Source organism: Chryseobacterium sp. FH1, assembly GCF_000735135.1.
Classification (GTDB): Bacteria; Bacteroidota; Bacteroidia; order Flavobacteriales; family Weeksellaceae; genus Epilithonimonas.
Window position 1 is genome coordinate 963,958 of the sequence record NZ_JPLZ01000006.1, and the last position, 25,088, is coordinate 989,045.

The 25,088-nt window shown below is 36.2% G+C and carries 26 protein-coding genes; 6 read left to right on the plus strand and 20 right to left on the minus strand.

From position 1 onward, the window contains the following. Nucleotides 1–115 precede the first annotated feature (115 nt). Nucleotides 116–1,405, plus strand: a complete 1,290-nt coding sequence (locus tag IO90_RS11310; RefSeq protein WP_034968965.1) for an aldehyde dehydrogenase family protein — start codon at nt 116–118, stop codon at nt 1,403–1,405. Between the two features lie 235 nt (nt 1,406–1,640). Here the strand turns inward: IO90_RS11310 and IO90_RS11315 are convergent, their stop codons facing one another. Together IO90_RS11315 and IO90_RS11320 are read right to left on the minus strand one after the other, a co-directional pair. Beyond that, complete coding sequence (locus IO90_RS11315; RefSeq protein WP_034966528.1) at nt 1,641–2,666, minus strand: L,D-transpeptidase; 1,026 nt, start codon at nt 2,664–2,666, stop codon at nt 1,641–1,643. Between the two features lie 117 nt (nt 2,667–2,783). Next, nucleotides 2,784–3,746: a YpdA family putative bacillithiol disulfide reductase gene (locus IO90_RS11320; protein ID WP_034966531.1), complete on the minus strand. Its 963-nt coding sequence runs from the start codon at nt 3,744–3,746 to the stop codon at nt 2,784–2,786. A gap of 66 nt (nt 3,747–3,812) precedes the next feature. Between IO90_RS11320 and IO90_RS11325 the strand changes: the two genes are divergently transcribed. Beyond that, the gene (locus tag IO90_RS11325; RefSeq protein WP_034966533.1) at nt 3,813–4,424 is read left to right on the plus strand and encodes a hypothetical protein; all 612 of its coding nucleotides are present in this window, start codon (nt 3,813–3,815) and stop codon (nt 4,422–4,424) included. 7 nt (nt 4,425–4,431) lie between these two features. Here the strand turns inward: IO90_RS11325 and IO90_RS11330 are convergent, their stop codons facing one another. Continuing rightward, nucleotides 4,432–4,971 (minus strand): lipocalin family protein, encoded by a 540-nt coding sequence (locus tag IO90_RS11330; protein ID WP_034966536.1) that lies wholly within the window; start codon nt 4,969–4,971, stop codon nt 4,432–4,434. 138 nt (nt 4,972–5,109) lie between these two features. On the opposite strand from IO90_RS11330, the gene IO90_RS11335 reads away from it, so the two are divergent. Continuing rightward, nucleotides 5,110–6,540 carry a M20/M25/M40 family metallo-hydrolase gene (locus IO90_RS11335; protein WP_051878569.1) on the plus strand — a complete coding sequence of 477 codons (1,431 nt, stop codon included), beginning with the start codon at nt 5,110–5,112 and terminating at the stop codon, nt 6,538–6,540. A gap of 107 nt (nt 6,541–6,647) precedes the next feature. Here IO90_RS11335 and IO90_RS11340 read toward each other — a convergent pair whose 3' ends face one another. Further along, entirely contained in the window at nt 6,648–6,980 is a 333-nt protein-coding gene (locus IO90_RS11340) for a 2Fe-2S iron-sulfur cluster-binding protein (RefSeq protein WP_034966538.1), read from the minus strand. A 93-nt stretch (nt 6,981–7,073) separates the two neighbouring features. Beyond that, complete coding sequence (locus IO90_RS11345; protein ID WP_034966540.1) at nt 7,074–8,126, minus strand: NAD(P)/FAD-dependent oxidoreductase; 1,053 nt, start codon at nt 8,124–8,126, stop codon at nt 7,074–7,076. A 117-nt stretch (nt 8,127–8,243) separates the two neighbouring features. Here IO90_RS11345 and IO90_RS11350 point away from each other — a divergent pair, with 117 nt between their 5' ends. Then, nucleotides 8,244–11,612 carry a T9SS type A sorting domain-containing protein gene (locus IO90_RS11350; protein WP_034966541.1) on the plus strand — a complete coding sequence of 1,123 codons (3,369 nt, stop codon included), beginning with the start codon at nt 8,244–8,246 and terminating at the stop codon, nt 11,610–11,612. A gap of 128 nt (nt 11,613–11,740) precedes the next feature. Here the strand turns inward: IO90_RS11350 and IO90_RS11355 are convergent, their stop codons facing one another. Beyond that, a complete protein-coding gene (locus tag IO90_RS11355) occupies nt 11,741–12,187 on the minus strand; it encodes a KTSC domain-containing protein (protein WP_034966543.1) in 447 nt (148 codons plus the stop codon). 243 nt (nt 12,188–12,430) lie between these two features. Here IO90_RS11355 and IO90_RS11360 point away from each other — a divergent pair, with 243 nt between their 5' ends. Beyond that, nucleotides 12,431–12,835, plus strand: coding sequence for an META domain-containing protein (locus IO90_RS11360; RefSeq protein WP_034966545.1), 405 nt, complete (start codon nt 12,431–12,433; stop codon nt 12,833–12,835). A gap of 53 nt (nt 12,836–12,888) precedes the next feature. Here the strand turns inward: IO90_RS11360 and IO90_RS11365 are convergent, their stop codons facing one another. From IO90_RS11365 to IO90_RS11385, 5 genes are all read right to left on the minus strand, one after another. Next, nucleotides 12,889–13,134 carry a hypothetical protein gene (locus tag IO90_RS11365; protein WP_028121310.1) on the minus strand — a complete coding sequence of 82 codons (246 nt, stop codon included), beginning with the start codon at nt 13,132–13,134 and terminating at the stop codon, nt 12,889–12,891. Nucleotides 13,135–13,266: 132 nt separating this feature from the next. Beyond that, entirely contained in the window at nt 13,267–14,601 is a 1,335-nt protein-coding gene (locus tag IO90_RS11370) for a hypothetical protein (protein ID WP_034966546.1), read from the minus strand. Nucleotides 14,602–14,678: 77 nt separating this feature from the next. Then, the gene (locus IO90_RS11375; protein ID WP_034966548.1) at nt 14,679–15,260 is read right to left on the minus strand and encodes a hypothetical protein; all 582 of its coding nucleotides are present in this window, start codon (nt 15,258–15,260) and stop codon (nt 14,679–14,681) included. Between the two features lie 5 nt (nt 15,261–15,265). Next, a complete protein-coding gene (locus tag IO90_RS11380; RefSeq protein ID WP_034968971.1) occupies nt 15,266–16,156 on the minus strand; it encodes a 3-hydroxyacyl-CoA dehydrogenase family protein in 891 nt (296 codons plus the stop codon). Nucleotides 16,157–16,172: 16 nt separating this feature from the next. Next, on the minus strand, nt 16,173–16,928 hold the full coding sequence (locus tag IO90_RS11385; RefSeq protein WP_034966550.1) for a hypothetical protein: 756 nt from the start codon (nt 16,926–16,928) through the stop codon (nt 16,173–16,175). A 221-nt stretch (nt 16,929–17,149) separates the two neighbouring features. On the opposite strand from IO90_RS11385, the gene IO90_RS11390 reads away from it, so the two are divergent. Beyond that, on the plus strand, nt 17,150–17,599 hold the full coding sequence (locus tag IO90_RS11390; RefSeq protein WP_051878572.1) for a very short patch repair endonuclease: 450 nt from the start codon (nt 17,150–17,152) through the stop codon (nt 17,597–17,599). A gap of 10 nt (nt 17,600–17,609) precedes the next feature. On the opposite strand, the gene IO90_RS18410 is transcribed toward IO90_RS11390, so the two are convergent. The 9 genes from IO90_RS18410 to IO90_RS11435 all read right to left on the minus strand — a co-directional run bounded on the left by IO90_RS18410 (nt 17,610) and on the right by IO90_RS11435 (nt 25,037). After that, nucleotides 17,610–18,428 carry a M23 family metallopeptidase gene (locus IO90_RS18410; protein ID WP_051878575.1) on the minus strand — a complete coding sequence of 273 codons (819 nt, stop codon included), beginning with the start codon at nt 18,426–18,428 and terminating at the stop codon, nt 17,610–17,612. A 10-nt stretch (nt 18,429–18,438) separates the two neighbouring features. Further along, nucleotides 18,439–19,203 carry a DUF6882 domain-containing protein gene (locus IO90_RS11400; protein ID WP_034966551.1) on the minus strand — a complete coding sequence of 255 codons (765 nt, stop codon included), beginning with the start codon at nt 19,201–19,203 and terminating at the stop codon, nt 18,439–18,441. Between the two features lie 13 nt (nt 19,204–19,216). Next, nucleotides 19,217–20,185 carry a Gfo/Idh/MocA family oxidoreductase gene (locus IO90_RS11405; protein WP_034966553.1) on the minus strand — a complete coding sequence of 323 codons (969 nt, stop codon included), beginning with the start codon at nt 20,183–20,185 and terminating at the stop codon, nt 19,217–19,219. A 103-nt stretch (nt 20,186–20,288) separates the two neighbouring features. Continuing rightward, a complete protein-coding gene (locus IO90_RS11410; RefSeq protein ID WP_034966554.1) occupies nt 20,289–20,597 on the minus strand; it encodes a type II toxin-antitoxin system RelE/ParE family toxin in 309 nt (102 codons plus the stop codon). Beyond that, nucleotides 20,579–20,821, minus strand: coding sequence for a hypothetical protein (locus IO90_RS11415; protein WP_228374679.1), 243 nt, complete (start codon nt 20,819–20,821; stop codon nt 20,579–20,581). Before IO90_RS11415 ends, IO90_RS11410 begins: the two co-directional genes overlap by 19 nt. A 50-nt stretch (nt 20,822–20,871) precedes the next feature. Further along, a complete protein-coding gene (locus tag IO90_RS11420; protein WP_034968980.1) occupies nt 20,872–21,903 on the minus strand; it encodes a Gfo/Idh/MocA family oxidoreductase in 1,032 nt (343 codons plus the stop codon). Nucleotides 21,904–22,099: 196 nt separating this feature from the next. Next, a complete protein-coding gene (locus IO90_RS11425) occupies nt 22,100–22,852 on the minus strand; it encodes a hypothetical protein (RefSeq protein WP_034966557.1) in 753 nt (250 codons plus the stop codon). Between the two features lie 251 nt (nt 22,853–23,103). Then, complete coding sequence (locus IO90_RS11430; protein WP_034966559.1) at nt 23,104–23,928, minus strand: SDR family oxidoreductase; 825 nt, start codon at nt 23,926–23,928, stop codon at nt 23,104–23,106. Nucleotides 23,929–24,059: 131 nt separating this feature from the next. Beyond that, nucleotides 24,060–25,037: a 3-oxoacyl-ACP synthase III family protein gene (locus IO90_RS11435; RefSeq protein ID WP_034968984.1), complete on the minus strand. Its 978-nt coding sequence runs from the start codon at nt 25,035–25,037 to the stop codon at nt 24,060–24,062. Nucleotides 25,038–25,088: the final 51 nt, after the last annotated feature.

Genomic DNA, 25,088 nt, shown 5'->3' on the forward strand with positions numbered 1-25,088 from the left:
CATATTTTCAACCAACTAAAAAAAACTTTTACTCTTTGTGTTGAAAAAAAATCAAAGTACTCAACCACCCGACTTGGTACAATTACTGCAACCAAAAAACAAAAAATCATTCAAAATGAATCTATCAAAAAATATAAATGCTGCTCACGAAACTTTCCTAGATTGGAAAAAAGTTCCTTTCACAGACCGACAAACATTACTCCTAAAATTAGCTGATGTTCTGGAGAAAAATAAAGAGAAATTTGCAAAACTCATCACCACAGAAATGCACAAACCAATCACGCAGTCTATTGCAGAAATTGAGAAAAGTGCAGGAATGATCAAGTTTTATGCAAAGGCAGAAAATGTCCTGAAACCCGAAAAAATCAAAACAGAATTCAGTATTTCGGAAGTTCACAATGATGCGTTGGGAATCATCCTTGGCGTGATGCCTTGGAATTTTCCGTTTTGGCAAGTTTTGAGATTTGCAGTTCCTGCGATTTTGGCAGGAAATGTCATCGTGCTAAAACATGCTTCCATTTGTTTTGAAAGTGGCGACGCGATCGAAAAAGCTTTTCAGGATGCAGGATTTCCAAAGCATATTTTTCAAAATCTGAGAATTGGTCATGATGAGATCAAAGAGATTTTGGAGAATCCATTGGTTCGTGGCGTAAGTCTTACTGGAAGCGAAAAAGCTGGAGCTGAAGTTGCTTCTCTGGCAGGAAAAAATATCAAGAAATCTATTTTGGAATTGGGCGGAAGTGACGCTTATATTGTATTGGACGACGCTGATTTTGAAGAAGCCGCAAAAGAAGCTCCGATGGCAAAACTTCAAAATACGGGGCAGATTTGCAACGCGGCAAAGCGTTTCATCGTTCATCAAAAAGTAGAGAAAGATTTTGTTCCGAAGTTCATCGAAGAATACAATGCTTTTCAACCTGCTGATCCTTTCAATGAGGAAACAAAGCTGAGTAAAATGGCGAGACCAGATTTGGCAGATGAGTTGGAAAATCAATATAAAAAAGCTTTGAAAAATGGTGCTGAGGTTGTTCTAAATTTAGAGCGGATTTCTGAAAGCGAGTTTCGTCCCGGAATCATCTTGGTGAAAGAAGGGAACCCTATTTTGCAAGAAGAATTGTTTGGCCCTTTGGCGATTTTGATGATTGGTAAAGATGACGAAGAAATCCTGAGATTAGCAAATGATATTCCGTTCGGCTTGGGAAATTCTGTCTGGACTAAAGATAAAAAGAGAGCTGACTTCTTTATACAAAATCTGGAATCTGGAACAGTTTCTATCAACAAAGTGACGAGCTCTGATGTGCGATTGCCTTTCGGTGGCGCAAAATCTTCTGGCTATGGTGTAGAGTTGTCTTTGCACGCGATTAAGGAGTTTACGCAAATCAAGACGGTGGTTGGTAATATTTAGAACTAAGAACTTGCGCTTCTTTTGAATATAAATTGAAAACCCCTTCAGAGTTTTAAACTCTGAAGGGGTTTTTTTGTTGTATCGATTATTGACCAATGTTGAAATTGTTTGGGAATCCCATAGCCCCGATAGTAGCGGCATCCTTTTTTGTTTTTTCGGTCGGTTTCTTTTGGATGACAAAACGTGGAAAAACAAAAAAGATATAGCGGATAGCGGGATTTAGCTCCTAAAATTTTTAATTCATACTGGTGGAAGCATCTGTTTTGTTGGCGAGCAAAGAATCTGCCTTCGCTTTTTTCTCCTGTTCCACTTGGAGGATGACGGCTTCTCGGTTTTCCTGCTCCTGCATTATCTTGGCGATGTGCGGTTCTATGATTTTGTTCATCTCTTCCTCCGGGATGTTGTTGGCTTCGGGGGAATCGAGAAGTTTTTTCCAAGGTCGTCTTTTGCCCCACGGGTAATCGCCGTACACAATAACTGGCGTTCCCTTTGCTCTTTCTGTCGCTCCGCCTTTGTTCAGAACCCAGTTTTCGACCCAGGTGTACATCCATTTGGCGTCTTCTTCCAGCATTCTCAAACAGGCGTGAGAAGCGGGATAACCGGGCATTGCGTACTGGTGCCAGCCGATGCCGTCGAAATTGGCGATGTTGACATTCCATCTCAATTTCCACTCGTCGCTGACGGTGGAGATGGCGACTTCTTTTTTCCAGTTGGCGAACATCAAACCGGTTTTGGTTTTGGTGGCTTTTTTACCCATACTTGTTGGTCCCCATTTTACGAGATTTCCATATTCGTAAACTCCAAAGGCCTGAATTGGATAGGAGAAAAACACGAATTTTTTCACGTTTTCCAAACTTGTCAAGTGACCTGGAAATGGTGAGTAGATTAGGAAATTATCTTCGATTTTTGCTGGAACTACAAGCGTATCAGCGGCGCCGATGTTGGCTTTGTCCAATCTGTTGAGTGCCAAAATGGTGTAGAGCGCTTTGCCTGTAAATTCTTTTTTGTTTTGCTGAGAAACGGAATCTGTGCTTTTGTAAACCCAAGGGAAAAATCCGAAATCCTTTCTCGGAATCACAACATCTGGAACATCAGGTCTTTCCTCTTCTTTCTTCTCTTCTTCCTTTTTTTCGTCTGGAGTCAGAATATCTGTTATGGGATTGTCTTTTTTATCGGATGAAGAGACATTTTCATCTTTTTTACATTGAATTAAAAATAAACTTGAGATAAGGAATAAAGATAGTAAGCTTTTAATTTTCATAGTTTTTCGTAGTGTTTTTTGTCAAGCCTAAGATAACAAAAAGAATACCATTTGATTGAAAAAAAGCGTGTGGGAAAAGTATTTGGGGAAATTTCACTTATTAATATTCATAATCATTTATGGTTTGCTAACAATATGATTAATGATTTGCTTAGCGTGGATTCTGGAATTTTCTATGAACCAAAGATGCGTGTCTTTTCCGCCACAAACTACGCCTGCGAGATAGATTCCCTCGATATTGCTTTCCATAGTTTCGGGATTGTAGTTTGGATTGAGACATTCGCCTTTCAAATCGAGGCCGGTGTTTTTTAGGAATTCGAAGTCTGGCAGATAACCTGTCATTGCGAGCACGAAGTCGTTTTCGATTTCTTGGGTTTCGCCGTTTTCAGTTTTGAAGATAACGGAATTTGGTTTGATTTCCAGAAGTTCGGCTCCGAAATGCGCTTTGATGCTTCCTTCTTTGATTCGGTTTTCCACGTCTGGCTTTACCCAATATTTGACGCTTTTTGAAATTTCTCGGTTGCGGACAATCATCGTCACGTTTCCACCTTTTCTGTAGATTTCCAAAGCACAATCCACGGCAGAATTGCTCGAGCCTACAACTACCACGTTTTGAAAAGCGTAAGGATAAGGTTCTGTGTAATAATGTTTTACTTTTGGCAAATCCTCGCCTGGAATATTCATCAAGTTTGGAATATCGTAAAATCCTGTGGCGATGATGACATTTTTTGCAAAGTAAATTTGTTTGCTGGTTTCAACTTGGAAAAATGTAGATTTCTCAATATTGAGAACTTTCTCGTATGGTCTGATGTTGATTTCTTTTTGGCGCGCGATGCCTTGGTAATATTCCAAAGCGTCTTGTCTGCCAGGTTTAGCTTTGGTGGTGATGAATGGGATCTCGTCAATTTCCAGACGGTCTGCCGTAGAGAAAAAAGTCATATACAAAGGGTAATTGTAGAGGCTGTTTGCCACCGTTCCTTTCTCAATAATAATATATTTGAGCTGATTTTTTTTAGCTTCCAAGGCGCAGGCCAATCCGATGGGACCGCCACCAACAATGAGAATATCGTATAATTCCATAACCCAAATTTACAAAGATTAAATTTTGATTGTTATCTTTACAACAATTATTTTGACAAATTAATTATGAAAATCAATCTATTAATGGTCCTCGCACTACTAACTGCTTGCAATAAAGTGGACCCAAATCAAGCGATTCTTCCAAAAACTACGACAGAACTTCCAGCAAAAAAGGTGGATTCTGAAGAAAAAACTGCCATCAATCTTAATAGAGATATAGTAAACTTGCTGAAAAATAAGCAGTACGATAAACTCTCAGCCCACATCCATCCGGAAAGAGAAATCAAATTTTCTATGTACAGTTTTGTTTCTGATAAGGACAAAAGTTTTTCGAAATCAGACTTTGAAAAGTACATTGGTACTGATGAGAAATTCACTTTCGGTCACAAGGATGGGTCTGGCGCTATCTACATCGTTACTTTAAAAGATTATTTGAAGGATTGGGTTTTCAAAAAAGACTTTAGTAGTGCGAAAGTCAATTATGATAATTTCGAGGGAAAAGGGAACAGTCTCAATAATATCAAAGAAAAATATCCCAATTCAGAAACTGTTGAAAATTATCTGGCTGGGACTGTGGAATATTCTTATATGGATTGGAATAGTCTAATTTTGGTTTTCGAAAAGATTGATAATCAGTATTATCTGGTTGCGATTGTGAATGATCAATGGACGGTTTAGATGCAAATTATTGCTCAACCCAAATTAATTTCGAAGTGTCGTAACCTACGGATTTTGCTTTTTCCAAAAATCTGGTCTTGAAGTTTTCTGGGATGGTTTTTTCGCGTGAAAGAATCCAAAGGTAATCCAAGTTTTTCCCTGCTACCAAAGCATATTTGTAATCTTCGTCCAAATCGATGACGTTATAGCCTGACCAAAATGGCTTGAAAAATGAAACTTTCAATCGGGCTTCATTTTCAGCATTTACGAATTTTGCTTCGCCAGTACTTTGCTTCCATTCTTTTTCCACATAGTCGTAACCTCGGTTTTCAACTTTGATTGTTCCATCTGGATTGGTGGAATAAGTGGCAGTGACTTGGTTCATATTTTTTTCGAAACGGTAATCGAATCTAGCGATTTCATACCATTTTCCAAGATATTTTTCGGATTCGAAGTTTTGGACAGCGTTGGCTCCTTCGGGTATTCCAGCTGAACAGGAATTTAAAATCATCAATCCTAAAATTCCCAATGACACCGGAATAGCAATTTTTATGAATGTGTTTCTCATTGTAGCATATTTTCTGCAATCCATTCAAAAACAATTCCAATTGAGATTAAATATCAGATGCGTATTTAATATTTGTTATTATTAATGATAATTAAATAATTTGGTTAATTTTACACATTATTAATGATAATAAAAACAATGAAATTAAAATTACTTCCTGTACTTTCTCTTGCGCTTTTCAATCAAGCATTTGCACAATCAGAAAAATTCTATGCGACCACAGATGCAAAAAATGCAACAGAGCTAAAAGCACTAATGCCAGACGAAGTTGATATCCTAAACTCTAACGACAAAGAATCCGTTATCTTTGTGTCGCCAAAAGCGGCAGAATTTCTACATCACAACGTCATCACGCACGGGCCGGGATATATCTATAAATCGTCGGAGCAGGAAGCATTAAACTCATTAAGCAAATCAAAAAAATCTAATAAAGTTCTTGACTTTACAATCAATCAAGATGCTGCGGTGAACAATGCTATTTCTAAAGTGAATGCGGATAATATCAAAAGTCACATCCAAGTTCTGGAAGCTTATGGCACAAGACGTCACAACACGACTCAGGCGCAAACTTCTGTACAGGATTTGAAAACAAAATGGGAAAGCCTAATTGCCGCAACAGGAAGAACAGATTTGTCTGTGAGAATAGTAAACCACGTTAGAACGCCGATGCCTTCTTTGGTTTTTACAATTAATGGCAATGCAACCCCGGCAGAATATATCATTGTTGGAGGTCACATGGATTCTATTTCGGGCGGTGCTGTGGCACCAGGCGCAGACGATGATGCATCTGGAATTGCGACGGTGACAGAGATGATTCGAGTGTTGTTGGATCTTAATTATAAACCGGCCAGGACAGTTGAGTTTATGGCGTTTGCAGCGGAAGAGATTGGTTTGGTCGGTTCTTCCGAGATTGCGGAAAATTATGCTGATACAGGAAAGAATGTGATTTCTTACGTTCAGTTTGATATGACCAATTACAAAGGATCTTCCAGAGATGTTTATATTTCAACGGATTCTTACAACAGCAATGATCTTAATTTATTCTTGATAGAGTTGATGGAGCATTACAATAAAACTGGCGCTCATGCTTTTACCTACGGAAATACGATTTGCAACTATGGCTGTTCGGATCATTTCAGTTGGGCACAAAATGGTTTTGATGCCGCTTTCCCTTTTGAAGCTTCTTTTTCACAGTCCAATCCTTACATTCATTCAAGTACAGATACGTTATCGAGAAGCAACAATACAGCGACGCACGCGGCAAAGTTTGCAAAATTAGGTCTAGAATTTATCATAGAAACAGCAAAAGGTTCGGTTCTTGCAACTTCTGAAACTTCCGCTAATTCGGTTGAAATTTATGTTAAAGATAAAGCGCTGAATTACAGATTAGGAAAAGAATCTTTGGAGCATTTGACTATTATCGATACCAGCGGACGACAATTGTTGGAATCTAAAAATGTTCTATCCATAGGGAAAGTTGATTTAAATAAATTGACAAAAGGTTTTTATTTGGCAGTTTTCAAAACAAAATCCGGAAAGGTAATCACTAAGAAATTTATTTTGGATTAATAGATAAAATTTAAAGTCACAAATAAAAAGAGCAAATAGAAAAGAAATCTATTTGCTCTTTTGTTTTTAAAGAAATGAACTACGTTCCTATTTGGTTAAATATATATTTAAGCTTCTGGTGCAAGTTCTACGATTAGTCCTTCCAATTCTGGAGTTACAGGAATTTGGCAACCCAATCTGCTGTTTGGTTTTACGTTGTAGGCTTCATCCAGCATTGCTTCTTCATCTGGCAACATTTCCGGAAGTGGCACATTTTCACTCAAAATATAACATTGGCAAGAGGCGCACATCGCCATTCCGCCACAGATCCCGATGGTTCCTTCTTCCGCCAATTCGTAGGCGCGAACAATTTCCATCAGGCTCATCGCCATATCGGTTGGAGCAGGGATTGTGTGAGAAACGCCTTCTCTGTCTATGATTGTAATATTAACGTCTGACATTTTGCAAATATAAGAGAGTAGATTTTTAGATGATGGATAATAAACGAATTCTATGTAAAAAGTCTATTATCTATCCGTCTATTTTCTTTTGGTCTAATCGATTGATTTCACAACCGCTTTTTCAGCTTCTTTTCTGGTGCCGTCGAAACCGTCAACGCCACTTACGGTTGTATATTTAAGGACGAATTTCTTGCCTGGATTCATTCTGTTGTAAACACTTTGAACCATCAATGTCGCCTCGTGGAAACCACAAAGGATCAACTTCAATTTCCCTGGATAAGTATTGATATCGCCGATCGCGTAGATGCCTTCGATGTTGGTTTGATAATCCAAAGCGTTGTTCACTTTGATCGCATTTTTTTCAATCTCCAATCCCCAATATGCTAGAGGTCCCAACTTAGGCGTCAATCCAAAAAGCGGAATCAGATAATCTGTTTCGATGATGGATTTTTCGCCGTCTTTTTCAATTTCGATGGCTGTGATTTTATCTTCGCCAATCAAACCAGTTACTTCTGCAGGAGTAATCAAATTGATTTTTCCCTGATGTTTCAATTCTGATACTTTCTCTACAGAATCCAAAGCACCACGGAACTCATTACGTCTGTGGATCAAAGTGACATCGGAAGCAACATCGGCCAAGAAAACAGACCAGTCCAAAGCAGAATCTCCACCACCAGCAATCACGATTTTCTTGTCACGGAACATCTCGGGATCTCTCACGAAATATTCAACGCCTTTTTCCTCGAATTTTGCGATGTTTTCCAACTCTGGTTTTCTCGGGTCAAAACTTCCCAATCCGCCAGCAATTGCGATGGCTTTTCCTTTAACTTGTACGCCTCTGCTGGTCGTAACTATGAATTGTCCGTCTTCGGTTTTTTCATAGCTCACCGCTTTTTGAGCCAATGAAAATTGAGGTTCGAATTGCTTGATCTGCTCCATCAAATTATCTACCAGCACGCCAGCGTCCACACTTGGAAATCCAGGAATGTCGAAGATTGGTTTTTTAGGATAAAGTTCGGTCAACTGTCCGCCAGGCTGAGGAAGCGCATCAATCAAATGACATCTCAATTTCAACAATCCAGCTTCGAAAACGGTGAAAAGTCCAGTTGGACCAGCACCTATTATAATGATATCTGTTTCTAACATTGATATAAATTTTGGAAAGGCAAATTTAATCATTATATATTATCTTAATAAACTGTGAACTATGATATTAATTTGCTCTCGCTATTTATTTTAAAATATCTTTGCGAAAAATAATTTATGCCCCCAAAAATCTATTCTTTGCAAATCTCGAAATTTGCGTTATTTATTTTCCTCCTCTTTTGCTTTCAAGAAAACTTTGCGCAGACTGCTCCAGACAACAGCAGATTTATACAGCTCAATACCATAAAAGGGAGTAGATTGACTTTGGTAGAAAGTTCTGATAATTATGTTTATCATGTCGGGACAATCAATAACTCTGAAGTTGGTTTTGAGGGCTTTTCTGCCAAAAATATAGGTGTTGATGATTTATTCATTTTAAAATCCTCTGCCAACAACGGAACAAATTCTTGGTTTGAAACTTTTGATGCTGGAAATGGCGGGAAAATAAATCCTAAAAGTATCTTTGTTGATGCCAATGAGAATGTGTATGTTTTTGCACAGTTTCAGGGAAGTGTAAAGGTTGGAAACAGTACAATCACATCTTCGAATCTAACCGATGCATTTCTGATGAAACTAGATTCAAATGGTGTTTCACAATGGATTTCCTATTTGCCACTGGGAACTGCTTCGTATAATAACACGGTTGCTAAAACAAAACTTGTTACAGATGGAACTCATGTTTTTTTTGTTTACGGCGGTAATCATCTTTTAAAAATTAATAATAATGACGGCAATGTTATTTACAATAATACTTATGACAATGTCGAGCTCAAGTCCCTAGCACTTAGCAATCAAAATTTATATTTAGCTGGAGCTACGATGAATGCGGGTGTTAATTTTGGATCAGAATTTATCAATGAAAGTTATGTTGGCTTTGTTTTGAAAGGCGATAAAGATGCGAACTTTGCATCTTCACTTAAAACCTCTCCAGACGGTTTTTATCAGGTTTTTTCTGATGTAAGTGATATTGCTACTTCTAGCGATGGTTCATTACTCCTTACAGGGTTTTATACAAGATCCGAAATAAAATTGATTACCGAAACAGGAACAACTTCTTTTACATACAACCCAAATGCAAATTATGATAACCTGACAAGATTGTACAATTTTGTAGCAAAAGTTGATCTAGATCTTGGGGCAGTTTCGTTTTTTCGTACATCTACATCCATTAACAGAGAAGGCGTTTTCAATATTAGAACGGACTATAATTCTTCGAAACTTATTCCTTACGGTACTTCGGGAGATTTCAAACAAGTGAATTACATCATCAATAGACTTGGTTCTACACTTGTAACATCTTTTACAAATCCAAATGGAACTTCTACAACTTTACCTGCATCATTAGAAGCTCAAAGTTACACTTCATTGTTGGCCTATAATAAACAAGGAGTTTACGAATCGGGAATTCAGTTGGCTCAAGTCGGTTTTAGAATGAGTGCTTCCGGCAAAGGATATACTGTTACGGATAACAATAATGTTAGGGTGTTTTCTACCTCTGGTTTTAGTGCTGATAACTCCAATCTATTATGGACAAAACAGAAAAGCAATTCTATTGGCGGTAGCTTTTCTAAACAATTCCAAAAGCATTTGAAATCTGAAAAGTCTGATGTTTTCTTTACAGCATTGGCAGAAGGGAAAGGGAATTTCTTTGGTAAAGAATTTGAAAACGGACAAAATATATTCACTAGATATGTCACAAGATTGACTGCTGATGGAACTTCAAAATGGACCGCAAGTTTTCAAAATGCATCCAATGCAGATGAATTAAATATTGCCCAAGATTTTGCAACTACGGATAAAGATGATAATTTTTATTTCGTTGCGGGAGTAAAAGGTAATTCTTCTTTATTTGCAGATTCGGAAGGTAACTCTACAAATTTTGTTACAACATCTGGAAATGCAAAAGCTTTTGTGAAATTGGATCAAAATGGCAAATTACTATGGAGCAAACAGATCAATCAATCTGGTGTTTCTAAGACAGCAGTAGCAACTGACAAGTCTGGAAATGTTTATTTGGTGGGACAAACAGAAGGTTCTTTGGATTTGGATAATTTCAATATTCCTTCAGAAGGCGGTGTTTCTATGTTTGTTGTTAAATTATCTAGCGCTGGAAATATCATCTATTCCAAGTATTATAAGAATGTCGCTAATGGATTCTATGTTCTTAACCCGGTGTTTGACAATCAGGACAATCTTTATGTTTTTAGTGAGCCAATGAGTCCAAGTGATGCTCCGGATTATGTCTTTGGTTCTGTTGTGGTACCTTCTGGTGTAAATGGTATTGCGCATCTTATGTTGAAGTTTGATAATACCGGAAATGTAATATTTGGAAAGAATTTTTATGCCAATGCACCGGAGGGTAATCTGTCTTATGCTTGGCCAAACGATGTACATTTTGATGGAGCAGATTTCATTGTTTCAGGAAATTATTATGGAGATTCAGATGCATCAAGATATTTAGGTTTGGATATGGCTCAAATTCCGAAAGTTTATTCTGGCACAAACTTGTATGTTCCCTTCGTTGCAAAAGTGAGTACTTCAGGAAATGTTGTTTGGCAGAAATCTCTGGAGTCTAACAATAGCAATACAGGAAATTATACCAACATCGATCTAGATGAAAGTAAAAATATTTACATGTACTATTCTGTTAGAGACAAAGTAAGATTCAATGGGACAGAATATTCTTTCAATGCGACAGATGGGAACAAGATTTTGTTGAAACTTGATACAAATGGTAATTTGGTTTATTACAAAATTGCAGACAAAGGAATGTATTATTTTCCTTTGGTCGATGTTATAGAAAATGATAAAGTCAACGTTTCTGGCTATTCGGTAGAGCAGAACTTCTTGAATTATAAAATCAATAATCAAAATGCTACGAATCTCTATCTCGCTACTTTTGGGACATTGGATCAAAAATATTTGACACCTTTAAATAATTATTTGACGTTAACCAACGTTGCGATGCCAAATAATCCGCAGAATGCAAACTCATTTGAGTTCGATTTGGTTAATAACGTTGATTGGACAGCGACTAGCGACCAAAACTGGCTGGGTCTATCTGCCATCAAACTTTCAAAAAGTAAAAGTGCTTTGAACACAATCTCTGGAAGCGGAGACTCAAAATTGACATTGATTGCGGAAACTAATAATTCCGGAAATAGTAGATTTGCAAGTGTTATAATTAATGGCGACGGCGGTGTAGATTCTAAAACGATAGTTGTGACACAAACAGGAGTTTTGGCAAATCAAGAAGCTAAAACATTTGTAACGGTCATCTATCCAAATCCAACTTCTGAAATCCTAAATATCCAAACCGAACAGAAAATCTCAAAAATCGAGATCTATGATCTAAGCGGAAAACTTCTGAAATCAACCGTTGGAAGTGGGAAAACAATCAAGGTTGCGGATCTTGCGAAAGGATTGTATGTGATTAAAATCTATTCGGATAAAAATATTATTGATTCAAAGTTCATCAAGAACTAAAAGATCAATTACAATTAAAAGTAAAAATCGAGTTCATAATTTGAGCTCGATTTTTTTATGTTCCAGATTGTTCTAAAGAAAAACTCCCAGAAAAATCTGAGAGTCATATATTTTTAAAATGTCGAAAATTAATCCGCCATCACCTCACCGGATTTTCTGTAAATAAAATTCCCGTAGATATGTCTTCTTGCGAAACGACTTGGAGAATCTGAATTCACCATTTTGATATAAATGTTTCTTGGAACACCGATGTATTCGAACATCTTTCCGTTCAAGTGCTGAACTTTTAAGATTGATTTTTCAAGATAAAAATCTGTGATGATAGATGTCGTGATCGTATCTGTGTATTCTTCTTTGTACTTTTCCTGAGTTTCCTCGTGGATGCTAACCAAAAAGTGATAAGCCTCGATCACAGATTTGCTTTTGTCTTCAGCTTCCAGTTTTCCAGCTTCGTCATTTACAAATTTGTCAGGATGCGTGTCCTTCATTGTGTTTCTGTAAATGGTTTTAAGGTCTTTCAGAGTTGCGGTTTTATCAACACCGAGTAGCTTTCTGTGTTCGCCTATTCTTTTCATAAGTAGATTTTAATGATTTGTCAAGGCGTTATCAGATGCCTATTTTCGGGGTGCAAAATTAAGCTTTTAAAATTTAAAAATCATAACTTATTCATTATTAATTTATTTAGTCGACCTTGCGTTTGTATTTTTGCATTAAATAAGCGATTATTTGTAATTATTTCATAAGTCGACATTCCAAACTTTGAAAAAAATAATTATGTTAAAAAGAAAATCCTATCTTTGAAATGTAATTTTATAAAAATGAAAAAACTCCTTTTAACATCTATATTATCTTTGACGATAGTTTCTTGTTCCACCAGATTAGGAAACGCTTCAAAAGTTGGGAAGGCTCAGGCGCCGGTTACAGGTACGCAATGGGTTTTGGCGGATGACATTACAAACAAGCCAACGCTAATAATAGAACAAAACAGAATCTCTGGAAATGCCGGTTGCAACAACTATTTTTCCGATGCCGTAATCGATACTTCAGCTGGAAATTTCTCTGCGAAAAACATTGGTTCCACCAGAAAAATGTGCAACAATATGACTTCCGAGACCAGCTATATCAGCGTTCTTCAAGAAGTTAATAAATATGTGGCTACAGAAACCACTTTGGAACTTTACAAAGACAATTTGTTACTTTTGAAATTCAATAAGCAACAATAATCCTAAAATTAAAGAATAATAAAAAAGGAACTCAAAACTGAGTTCCTTTTTTATTATTCTTCGTCTTCTTCCTCGTCGTCGTATTTTGCAAGTTCTTCATCACACCATTTGAAGGCTTCTTCTACAACTTTCGTAGCTTCGTTTGCTACGGTTTCTTCGTCGTCTCCTTCCAAGTCATCCAACCATTCTACATCCTCCTCTTCTACGTTTAGGATGAAACGTGGATACTCTGTGTGTACTACAAAAAGGTCTTCTGGAAATTCAGAATTGTCGGCTAATAAAAACTTAGGTAATTTCATATGGATAAATTTATTGTTGTTAAGGTCATATGTTATCGCTTTTGCGATTTCATAATATAAAATTTTAAATAAATCAGAGCATTTTGTGACTGTCACTCTATGGTTCAAAGATAGAAAAATTCCCGAAAACTATTATTGATAATTATTTTTTTTGATACGGGTTTTATTTTCCACTTTATGCTTCGTGAGAACCTTCTTTTGCAACGTGTCTTTTGGCTGGAAAGTGACGTAGATTTTCGGGTTCACGGTGCTGATTAATTCTGCGGTCTGGATGTCGTCGCCAGATTCTTCGCTTTTCAAATAGAATTTGATGGTTTCATCTTTAATATTTTCATTCTCGAGAAACTCAGTGATCATTTTTCGATTCTCCAGATAATTACCTTTTGACAACCAAGTAAAAGCGAATCCCGTCATCAAAGTCAAAAATGCGATCGAGTAGGTCAAACTATCAAATACTTGAAATAATTTCCTGAAAAACACCAGCCAAATCCCAATGGAAAATGGTGCTAACAATCTGTAATCTATCGCATTTACAGAATAAACATATTGAATGAAATACGAACAGACAATACAGACAATAGATACGATTAAAATGAATTTCTCCGTCTCGGTAAGTTTTGTTTTGATGAATAAAAACACCATTGTGATGATTGTCAAAACACCGATTCCATAGATTCCATAGTTGACAATTCCGCCATTCGGGTCAGCAATGTGGATGAATGGATTGAAACTCGTTGCCAAACCTTGAAACAATTCCAAAAGTAGAGTAGGCGTGGATTTCAAACCAATTTCCAGAAACGTATCAAGATAATTTTCATTAAAATAATCGATGAACAAAAACTTGTACAAACCATAAAATCCAATGCCGATGATTCCAGAAATCACAAAACTTTTCCAGTAGAATTTCTTATAATTGATCAAACCAAAAAGCACCGTTCCAAAACACAGAAACAACGCGCTGTAACGAATATTGATCAATAAAATTAAAATGAAGCTCAGGTAGAAAATTCCACTTTTGGTAGATGTTTTATTATTTAAAATTTGATTCGCAACGTAGAAAAGCAGAATGACAAAAGGAAGCGTTAAAGCCTCAGCCATTGTAAAAGAAAAAATACTCACAAAGCTGAAAAGCGCTGACGAAATCAACAATTCTTTGAAGAAAAATCGTTTTTTGTAAGCGAAAAATAAAAGGAAAGTATACGCTAAAATCCCGATCAATTTGCTACTCCAAAAATCATCGATCCCAAAATACGTGAAAAATTTGATGAACAATGGATAACCGAGTGGCGCAGTAGTATTGTCAATGATTGGAAATATCTCCGATTGCCTCATGTACCTTATGGAGTCGGGATTTATACGACCTTTTTCGTTCAAGAGAAATCTCAGGATGATCATCACGTAGGTTGTGATTATCAGAAGAAACTGAAGCGTTTTCTCGTACTTTTCGTTTAATTTTATTGAAATCATAGTTTAATTAATAAAAAATGTCAGAACCAAATCTGATTCTGACAAAGTTATAAATCGTAATCCGAAATCACTTCTTATTATGGATTTTTATCTTTATAAAGCCTCTTTTTTTCAGCCAAATAATAACTTACATCTTTATCAATATAAGTAGAAAACTCATTTTTCAAAGTATCGAAATAAGTTTTCGGGAAAACCATTTTCTTTTTGATGCTTGGTATCCTTACCAATTCTGTTTTGTTTTCGTCAAAATAATTCCACTCTCCAATGTAATTATTCGTAAGCAAATTGACGCTGGATTCTCCGCTTCCGTCTTTGTTTGCTGGTCCGAACTCATATCGTTCCATTCCAATCAATCGCATCTTTCCGGTTTCTTTTTCGTAGCGGAATTGATAAGCATAGCCGGCTCGCATCTGATTCAGTTTTACTTTGAAACCATTTTTAGTTTTATCAAAAAATATTTCCCCAACATCTTCAATTCCATCCGAAGCCACTTTTTTGAATTTCTGAGAAGAAAGTTCATAAACCACCGCTCCTATTTTGGAATCCAAATAGAGTTTGTCAGGAATATTATCGCCGTCAAAATCCGCAGAAATTCGATTTTCTTGTGCAAAAATCAAACTTGGGAATAACAGAACAAAGAGAAATTTTTTTGTAAACATTTGGTTTATTTTAAAAACATTTTCGAAACTTTCTCCGCCTTTTTACTTTCGGAATAATCGTAGAAACCTTCTCCGGATTTCACTCCTTTTTTACCTGCCATTACCATGTTTACCAAAAGTGGATTTGGCGCATATTTCGGATTTTTGAAACCATCGTACATCACATTCAAGATGGCGAGACAAACATCAAGCCCGATGAAATCTGCCAATTGCAAAGGTCCCATTGGATGTGCCATTCCGAGTTTCATCACGGTGTCAATTTCTTCCACGCCAGCAACGCCGTTGTAAAGTGTCTCTATGGCTTCATTGATCATCGGCATCAGGATTCTGTTGGCGACGAAACCGGGATAGTCGTTCACTTCTGTGGGCACTTTTCCCAATTGTTTTGACATCTCGAAAATCGCATCAAAAGTCTCTTTCGAAGTCGAATAACCTTTGATGATTTCTACCAGTTTCATGATCGGGACCGGATTCATGAAGTGCATTCCGATGACTTTTTCTGGTCGCTTTGTCGCGGCTGCAATTTGGGTGATGGAAATAGAGGAGGTATTTGTTGCAAGAATACAATTCGCTGGCGCCAACTCGTCCATTTGGGCAAAAATTCTCAGTTTCAAATCCAGATTTTCTGTCGCCGCTTCTACGATGAGGTCTGCATTTCCCGCCACATCTTTTAGGTCTGTGAATGTTGTAATATTTCCCAGCGTGTTGGCTTTTTCTTCCTCAGTCAGATTTCCTTTAGCGATGATTCTGTCCAGATTTGTCGTGATGGTTTTCACGGCTCTGTCAAGGTTTTCAGGTTTTACATCTACCAATTTTACTTGGAATCCACTTTGAGCAAAAGTATGGGCAATGCCATTTCCCATAGTTCCTGCGCCAATTACAACGATGTTTTTCATATTTATTTTAATTTTTTTATTTAAATATTTTTTCAAAAATTCCTAAAGTACATCCGGAACAAGTTTCAATAACCAAATTTCTTTTTTTTATATGATTGAAAATTTTTAATTCCTCTGAATCTACCTCGATAAAATTATTTTTCAATAATTTATATATTTCAGAATATCCCCACATTTGTAATTCAGGATTGTAGGATTTCATCCATTCGATATATTTCTCTACATTTTCTACATTATCCCTTTCTACATCATCAATTTTTCTGGTAATTGTCATTTCGTATCCACAACCATCGCCATAGACTTCTCTATTCAAAATATCTTTTAAAAAAATATCTCCATTTGTTTTAGTGTTATAAAAAAAATTATGTTTGACAATATATTTATTGAAAGTAATATCAAATTTGCTGGAAATTTGTTTTGCTTCATTTTCATATTGATAATAGTCAATAATTTTTCCGACATTCTTTCCATCTTGATAAAATAAAAATATCTTGACTCCTCTCCCTCGAAGAATACGATTCACAGAATACATAAATCGTAATTCATAAATGCTTTCTTTCAAACCAAAATCTAACGTTCTTGTGATTGGGTGATAAAAGTTTTGAATATCAAGTATATTCTCAAATTTTTCGTTTTTAATATTTTCAATTTGAATAGAATCTGAACTGAAAATAAACTTTTCAAATTCTTTTTTAGCTACATCATAGTTATCTTCTTGACAGTAAACTATCAATGAAAAGAAGACGAGCAAAAAAGAAAATAAAGGTTTCATTAATCTGATTTCTAAATAGACAAAGTTATTTCGTCGTTTCAAAAGTTGGATGATTCTGTTTTCTTATTTATTTGGTTGGAAACAATAATACTCGATTGTAAATATATCATATTTCTTGAACTCACAAAAAGTTAGATTCATTTATACCATCAATTCTTACAAAATTCTATTTGGTCTCGCTTTTGAATTTAACATAATATATTTTGTGAAGGATTCTAACAATGAAGCAACCAGATAATTTTGTGAGAGACAAACGTTCACCAATTCCTTTGAGTGAGAGTGTTTCAAGGGTTATGCGAAAAAACAAGAGCAAAAATACACAGCCGGAATTATTGCTTAGAAAAGAGCTTTGGAAAAATGGAATCCGTGGTTATAGACTTCATTCCAAAAAACTTCCCGGAAAACCAGATATTGCTTTTATCTCGAAAAAGATTGCGATTTTTGTTAATGGTTGTTTTTGGCACCGATGTCCACACTGTCAATATAAATTGCCCAAAACGAATAGGGATTTTTGGAAAGATAAATTTGAGAGAAACATCGCAAGAGACCTAAAAGCCAATGACCAATTGAAAGAGATGAAATGGAAAGTGATAACCATCTGGGAATGCGAACTAAAGAACAAGGAAAAGCTGGAACTGACTGTCCAAAAAATAAAAGACCACATAACGTGATCTTTGTAGATTAATAATTTCGCGTATATTTTTCTTTCTCCTGCAAGTAGATCGGATTGGGACTTTCCTTCACCCGAAATTTCGTTTTATAGTAAGTTCGCTCACCGTTGATTTTATTGGTGAAAACTGAAAAATGTAGATGTGGACCTTTGCTCCAGCCGGTATTTCCACTGTAACCTATGAGTTGACCTTGCTCCACAATGTCTCCTTTTCTCACCACAGAACCATTTTTTTTGAGATGCACATATTCCCCTAATGTCTGGTCTGAGTGAAGAATGATGATTTTGTTATTGTATTGAGCACAATCTTTGGTACTGCAAAATTTATCGGAATCGGATTTTACAAAAACAACTTTTCCGCCTCTCGATGCTGTTACTTTTGAATTAAACTTGTGACTGAAATCCAATGAATAAGCATTCTGATGTGAAAAATTCCCGTTGTAACCTTGATAGATGCTCTCGGTTTTATCTTTTTCGTAAGGCAACCAATAAGTCGTGTCATCTGCCTTTGAAACATTGATGTCTCCTAAAACATAATAATTTTTATACTTGAAACTGTATGGCTCAAACTTTTCTTTTGGAGAGAATTTGGCGAAAATTTCCCTTTTTGTATTTGCAGGAATCACCTTGATGGTGGAATTGGGAATTGAAACGTCCATATTTTTAGTTTCATAAGTAAACTCGATGCTTACCGGTGCCAACTCATTATTGGAAATGTACAAAATGTAATCTCCATCCACCTTTTCTTTTTCAATCGTGATGTTTAGATCTTCTTGAGAATGAAATAATGAAAAGGTGAAGAAGAAAACAAATAGTTGTAGGAATTTCATCTCAATATTTTTAGTATGATTTATTTTGATTGGATTTTTTCATTTCAAAATAACAATCTTCACAAACTAATTTGATTTTTGCAAATTCTTCTGATTTGTCGTTCCAACCATCGCATTCTATTCGCTTCCTTTCGCATTCATCGCACCAAGCAGAAAAATCATCATCATCTTCCAAATCCATTCCTGGAAAAGTTTCAAATGATTCCTCAAAACCTTTCTTAGAATCAAGTTCTAAATGCTGACAAACAAATGCTGGTCTTTTAAAACCGTGATTACCACAATCTACAGTTTTTTGTTTGAGTTTCCTAATTTCTTGATTGCTGTCGGGGTTTATTAACTCTGTTAATAGTAAGAAATGTTCTAGATTGTCTCCATTGATTTTATAAACGCCAATTCCTGCTAATAATTTTTGACTAATTGCTAAGAATTCCCAGCCATCAAATTCATCACTTGTAAAAGTTCCAGTTGTTAATTTTTCAAATTGATTTTCTTCCCCAAATTGTTTGATTTTTAAAGTTTCAATTTTATTTTTCTCATTCAAATAATTATTGAACCAGCTCCACATCCAAGTTTTCTGACTCAAAGAAAAAGTTCCAATGGGAATATATTTGAAAAAGATTTCATCATCGTCACTGTTGTATAATCTTAAAATCGCCGACTCACCATCATAAAACCAATTAGCATAAGAATCAATATCAAATTCTTCCTTGAATCTGTTTTGAATAGGAATTAGTCTGTCAAGTTCTGATTGAGCAAAATTTTTATAATCATTCATCGATTATCGGTCATCATTTATAACTTACCAACCTCATAATCTCCAGCGCTACCTTCAAAGCCTCCGTTCCATCTTCCAAAGAAACCTGAACGGGAACATCATATTGAATAGCATTGGCAAAACTTTCCAGCTCATCAAGAATCGCATTATTCGGCTGAATGTTCGGATATTCGAAAAGGATTTGGTTTTTCTCGCCTTCCGCATTTTCGATAATCATATCAAAGTCGGATGGATTTTCCGGTGCTGGTTTCATTCGGATAACTTCGGATTTTTTTTCCAAGAAATCGACAGAAACATAAGCATCTTGCTGGAAAAATCTCGATTTTCTCATTGCTTTCATTGATATTCTTGAAGTCGTCAGATTCGCCACACAACCATTTTCAAACTCAATTCTCGCGTTGCAAATGTCCGGCGTTTTGCTCACAACCGAAACACCACTGGCGTGAATCAACTTCACTTTCGACTTCACCAGACTCAGCAAAATATCCAAATCGTGAATCATCAAATCCAAAACCACAGAAACATCTGTCCCTCTCGGATTGAATTCCGCAAGTCTGTGAATCTCGATGAACATTGGATTTTTAATATAATCTTTCGCACCAATGAACGCCGGATTGTACCTTTCCACGTGACCAACTTGCGCTTTGATTCCAAACTCGTTGCATTTTTGAAGAATTTCTTCCGCCTGTTCCAGCGTTTGCGTCACAGGTTTTTCAATGAAAAAATGGATGCCTTTTTCAATCGCTTTTAATGCATAATCATAATGGTAAAGCGTTGGCGTCACAATATCCAACATTTCGATTTCGTTCAAAAGTTCCTCCAAACTTTCAAAATATTTATAACCGAATTCCGATTCCAGTTTTCGGCCGTTTTCTGCGTCTTTGTCGTGGAAACCAACGAGTTCGTACTTCTCAGATTGATTCAACAATCGCAAATGGATTTTTCCCAAATGTCCCGCGCCCACAAGTCCGGCTTTTATCATAGCTAATTTTTCTTAAAGACGTAAATTTAAGAATTATCGCCAACCAACATAAAAAAAGACCCAGAATTTTTAAACTTTCTGAGTCTTGTCATTTTAAAAATTTTTAAGTGTAGTCGAAGTCTGTATCATTTTCATCTCTTCTTGCATCCCAAATTGATAAAATAATCAACTGCGTTTCAGTTGCTTCGTAGAAAATCAAGTAATTGCGAACAATGCTGATTCTCGTGTTTTCATCAGTTGTTGTTGTTCTGCCAATTTTTGGATGTTGAGATAATAGATTGACAGCTTCGCTAAATGATGTACTGAGCTTTTTGCTGTAAGTTTTTGATTTGGTCTTGTTTGTCCAATAAATTAGAATTTCCTTAAGTTCAAGTTTTGCAGAGTTAGTCCAGACTATTTTTCGTTTAGCCATTGCTGAATCTCTTTGTTTACTTGTTCATCACTGGATATTTCTCCATTTGCATATTCTTTTCGAGCTTCTGCAATTCTGTTTTCTTGTTGTTTTGATAATACAAAAGCATTTTCATCCAGTTCAAAATCCAACAATTTTTTAATTTCTCGTATAACCCGAATCTCTTTCAATTCGGTTATTTTATTGATAACATCTAATTTTAATTGTAATTCGGCTGAACTCATTTGGATTTTATTTATATCAAATTTACAAAAAAATTAAAAACATAAATGTTTTATCCTAAAGATATCAATTTGCCTTTCTCAGAACTTTCCTTCGTTGCCTCAATCACTTTCATCGTCTGATAAGCCTGTTTCGCAGTCACGGGAACCTTCTTGTCGTTCACAATCGCCTCATAAAGGTCATCACAAAAGTTAAGATAATTCCCTTGAAAAGTAGGGAAGTGGACAACTCTGTCATTGTAAACCAAAAGTCCGGTTTTTTCTTCTGGCTCCGTTCCCCAATTCTCGCGATTCGGAACTTTTCCCAATTTCAATTCATCTTCTTGCACGTCGCCACGATGTTTTAGGAAACTTCCTTTCTTGCCGTGGAAAACATACGCGGGCGTTGGTTCTTTCACGAAATAACTGGATTTCAATCTCACGCGTTTGTCCGAATAATAAAGCAAAATATCAAAATAATCATCAATCTGCGTATTCTCTCTTGTCCTTCTGATATCTGCAAAAACTTTCTCAGGATAACCAAACAAAGTCAAAGCCTGGTCGATGATGTGCGAACCCAAATCCATCAAAATGCTCGCGCCGGGATTTCCATTTTCCTTCCACGCTTTCGGGCTCAGTTCCGGATTGTATCTTTCAAAACGGATTTCTGCTTCCACGATTTCGCCAAGATAATCCTCATCCAAAACCTTTTTCACAGTCTTGAAATCACTGTCATATCTTCGGTTTTGATAAACGCAGAGTTTCATTTTTTTTTCTTTCGCCAGTTTGTGCAATTCTTCAGCTTCCTCAGAAGTTGTCGTAAAAGCTTTCTCCACCAAAGCATTTTTCCCAGCTTCCAAAACTTTCTTCGTAAATTCGAAATGCGTGTCGATTGGCGTATTCACAACAACCAATTCAGCATCGCTTTCCAGAACGGCTTCGAGAGAATCAAAGCTCGTGACTTCCGGATAATCTTGCTGGATTAATTTCTTGCTTCGTTCATAAGCGCCCAATAATTCGTAACCTTCGTGAACTTCGAAAAACGGTGCGTGAAACAATTTCCCAGAACCGCCGTAAGCCAACAAGGCTGTTTTTATTTTTCTCATAAAATTCTCACAATTAATTTGAAATAATTTCTGTCTTGCAAAGTCGCAATAAATTTGAAATAAAACCACAAAAGTCACATAAGAATTTTGCAGTTAAAAAAATATTGTTTTAGTATTTTGGGCAACTTGGGAATACAACTGGAATTTATTAAAAATTTAACCTAATGAACTATGCTAGACTTTTATGATGCAACATTTATTTTCTCTTTTTTGAAAAAACTTCCAAAACTCCATTTTTTCCTTTTTCTCCATACTTATCTGTTGCATTTTTTCCTTTTATCACATTAATTTTGTCGACATCTTCGGGTTTTAGAGAATACATTGATTCTTCACTAACTTCTTTTCCGTCCAGTATTATTAATGGTTTTACCTCTTCCGGATTTTCTTTATGATATGAATAACAATTAGCCCAAAAGGCAATTCCTACAATAGGTTGTTCTGAATAATATTTTTTATCAATTGGATATTGTGGTTTTTTGTCCTTATTGATTTTTACATAAAAGTAGATTTTTTTACCGTTATTAATTCCATAATAATCAGAGCACCCACGAGATGTCCAAGTCAGGCTATCATATTTTTTTATAATGTCATTTGCTTTTAGGGTTTTCATATCAATATAATTTCCATCAGGCAAATAACCTTTAAAGTCTTCTGTTAAATGAATTTTCGCAATCGTATTTAAGTCAGATTGGTGTTTTTGAAAAATCACGTCTGGATATAATTGGCTTTCATATCCAATTCTGTTTTCAAATCTAGCATCTTGAACAAAACCATCTGAGCATAAATCCATCTCGACGACGCTGGATTGCTTTAAATTTGGGTCTTTTTGTTTCAGATAATCAATTGTCAACTCACATAATTTAAAATCGAAAAGTTTAATAGTATCGCTTCTTTGTGAATACGTTTTAATAGTTGTAATTAAAACTAAAATTGTCAATATTTTCTTCATTGTAAAGTTTTCTATAGTCAGATATTTCGTAGACTAAACTGATTTTGCAAATTTAATTCTTATAAATCCGCTCAATCCACCCAATCTGCGAGAGATTTGTTATAGATAAGGCTTAGAGAGCCTCAGCCTGACATCGCTGAAAATAAATAGTTAGGAATTAGATTTGTAATTCTGAGCGGATTCGAAGACCTTCAAAACTCTAAGACTCTAAAACACTCCAACTCTCAAACCCAAAAATTCTCCAACTCAACCTATCCCATAATATGAAAACCACCATCCACGTGACGGATTTCGCCAGTAATTCTCGTTTCTTTTCGGAAAAGATGAACAATCTCGTGAGCCAAATCTTCCGGCAAAGCATTTCCAAGCGGACTGATTCTGTTAGCTCTTTCCACATCTTCAACTTTCAAAGTTGCGTTGCCAGCTTTGCTTCCCATATAAGGTGAGAATCTAATGGCGTTGGCGCGGATTCCGTATTCTTTTCCCAATTCATAAGCCATTTCTATCGTCAGCCTTTCGAGCGCCGCTTTTGCAATACTCATATTGATGTAAGGGAAAAACGAAACTTTTTCTGCTGCGATATAACTCAACGAAACAATCGAAGATCCTCTTTGCAAAACACCATTGGACAACAAAGCGTGACATAACGAAATCAACGAAAACGCCGAAACATTCATCGTATCATTAAATTCCTCAGCAGTTACTTCCAGCATTGGTTTCACGGATTTGTTTCGGATGGTTTTGTCCATCGCAATTGCGTGAAGAAATCCATTCAGCTGAATGTCTTTATTTTTCAAATCCTCAGCAAGGAATTTTAAACTATCTGGAAGTGTCACATCCAAAGGCGCGGTGTAAACATCATTTCCCAAAACTTTCTTACAAGCCGATTCAAAATCCTCGTAGTTTTTATTGAGAAATCCTGCTGCTTTTTCAGAAAGATTGTTGTGGAAAGGTGTCACGCCCAAACCTGTGCAAACGACTTTTCCGTTGTTCTCTAATATTTTCTCAGCGGTTTTCATCGCCAAAGAATTTTCATCTGCAATTCCTGTAATTAGGAAAGTTTGATTTTCTAACATAGTTTCCAAGTGTTATATATTAACGCAAAGGCGCTATTTTTTTATTTGAATTTTGTTTAAAAGTCGCAAATGAAAACTTTGCGACTTTTATTAGTTTTTTACTTTGAAATCTTGCGACTTTGCGATAAAAATTATGCCTTATAAAGCGCAGTTCCCCAAGTCCAACCCGAACCAACAGCTGCGAAAAGCAAGATGTTTCCAGATTTTACTTTTCCACTTTTGTAGGTTTCATCAAGGACAATTGGGATGGTTCCGCCAGAAGTGTTGGCGTATTTGTCCATATTCGTCATTACTTTTTCGAAAGGAATGTTGGTTTTTCTGGCGGTTTCCTGAAGGATTCTGATGCTCGGCTGATGTGGGATTACCCAATCTACATTGTCGGAAGTCATTTTGTTGGCTTCCAATATTTCGTCGATGGTTTCTGGTAAAACTCTGGTTGCGGTTTCAAAAACCTCTTTGCCGTTCATTTGGAAATAGTGAAGTTTCTGTTTCAAAGTTTCTTCCGAAGCCGGCATTTCCGAACCACCTGCTGGAATATTAAAATGATATTTCCCCGTTCCGTCCGCGTGCAGTTTGAAATCGAAAAAGCCTTTGTCTTCAGTTGTTGCAGATAACAAAATCGCACCTGCACCGTCTCCAAAGAAAACTGAATCTTTTCTTTCCCAATCCGTAATAGTCGAAAAAGTGTCTGCTCCGATAACCAAAACATTTTTGTACATTCCGGTTTCTATGAACTGACAGCCGATTGCGATTCCATAAAGTCCGCCTGAGCAAACTGCCGAAATATCAAAGGCAACCGCTTGTGGTGCATTCATTTTTTCCTGAACGAAACACGCTGTTGATGGCGCTTGACGGTCAGGTGTTGAAGTGGCGACGATTATTAAATCAATATTTTCTGGTTTTACATCGGTGTTTTCCAATGCTTTGAGTCCGGCTTTGTAGGCCAAATCGCTGGTCACTTCGCCTTCTGCAATTCGGCGTTCTCTGATTCCGAGATTCTTGAAAATCCATTCGTCGGACGAACCTACTTTTTCGAAAAATTCATTTTTTAAAATTTTTGGTGGAACGTACGAGCCTGTTCCTTTTATGTAAGCTCTTATTTTCTGCATAACATCCATTCGTTCATTCAATTAATTAAAAGTTTATTTAAATATTTGGTA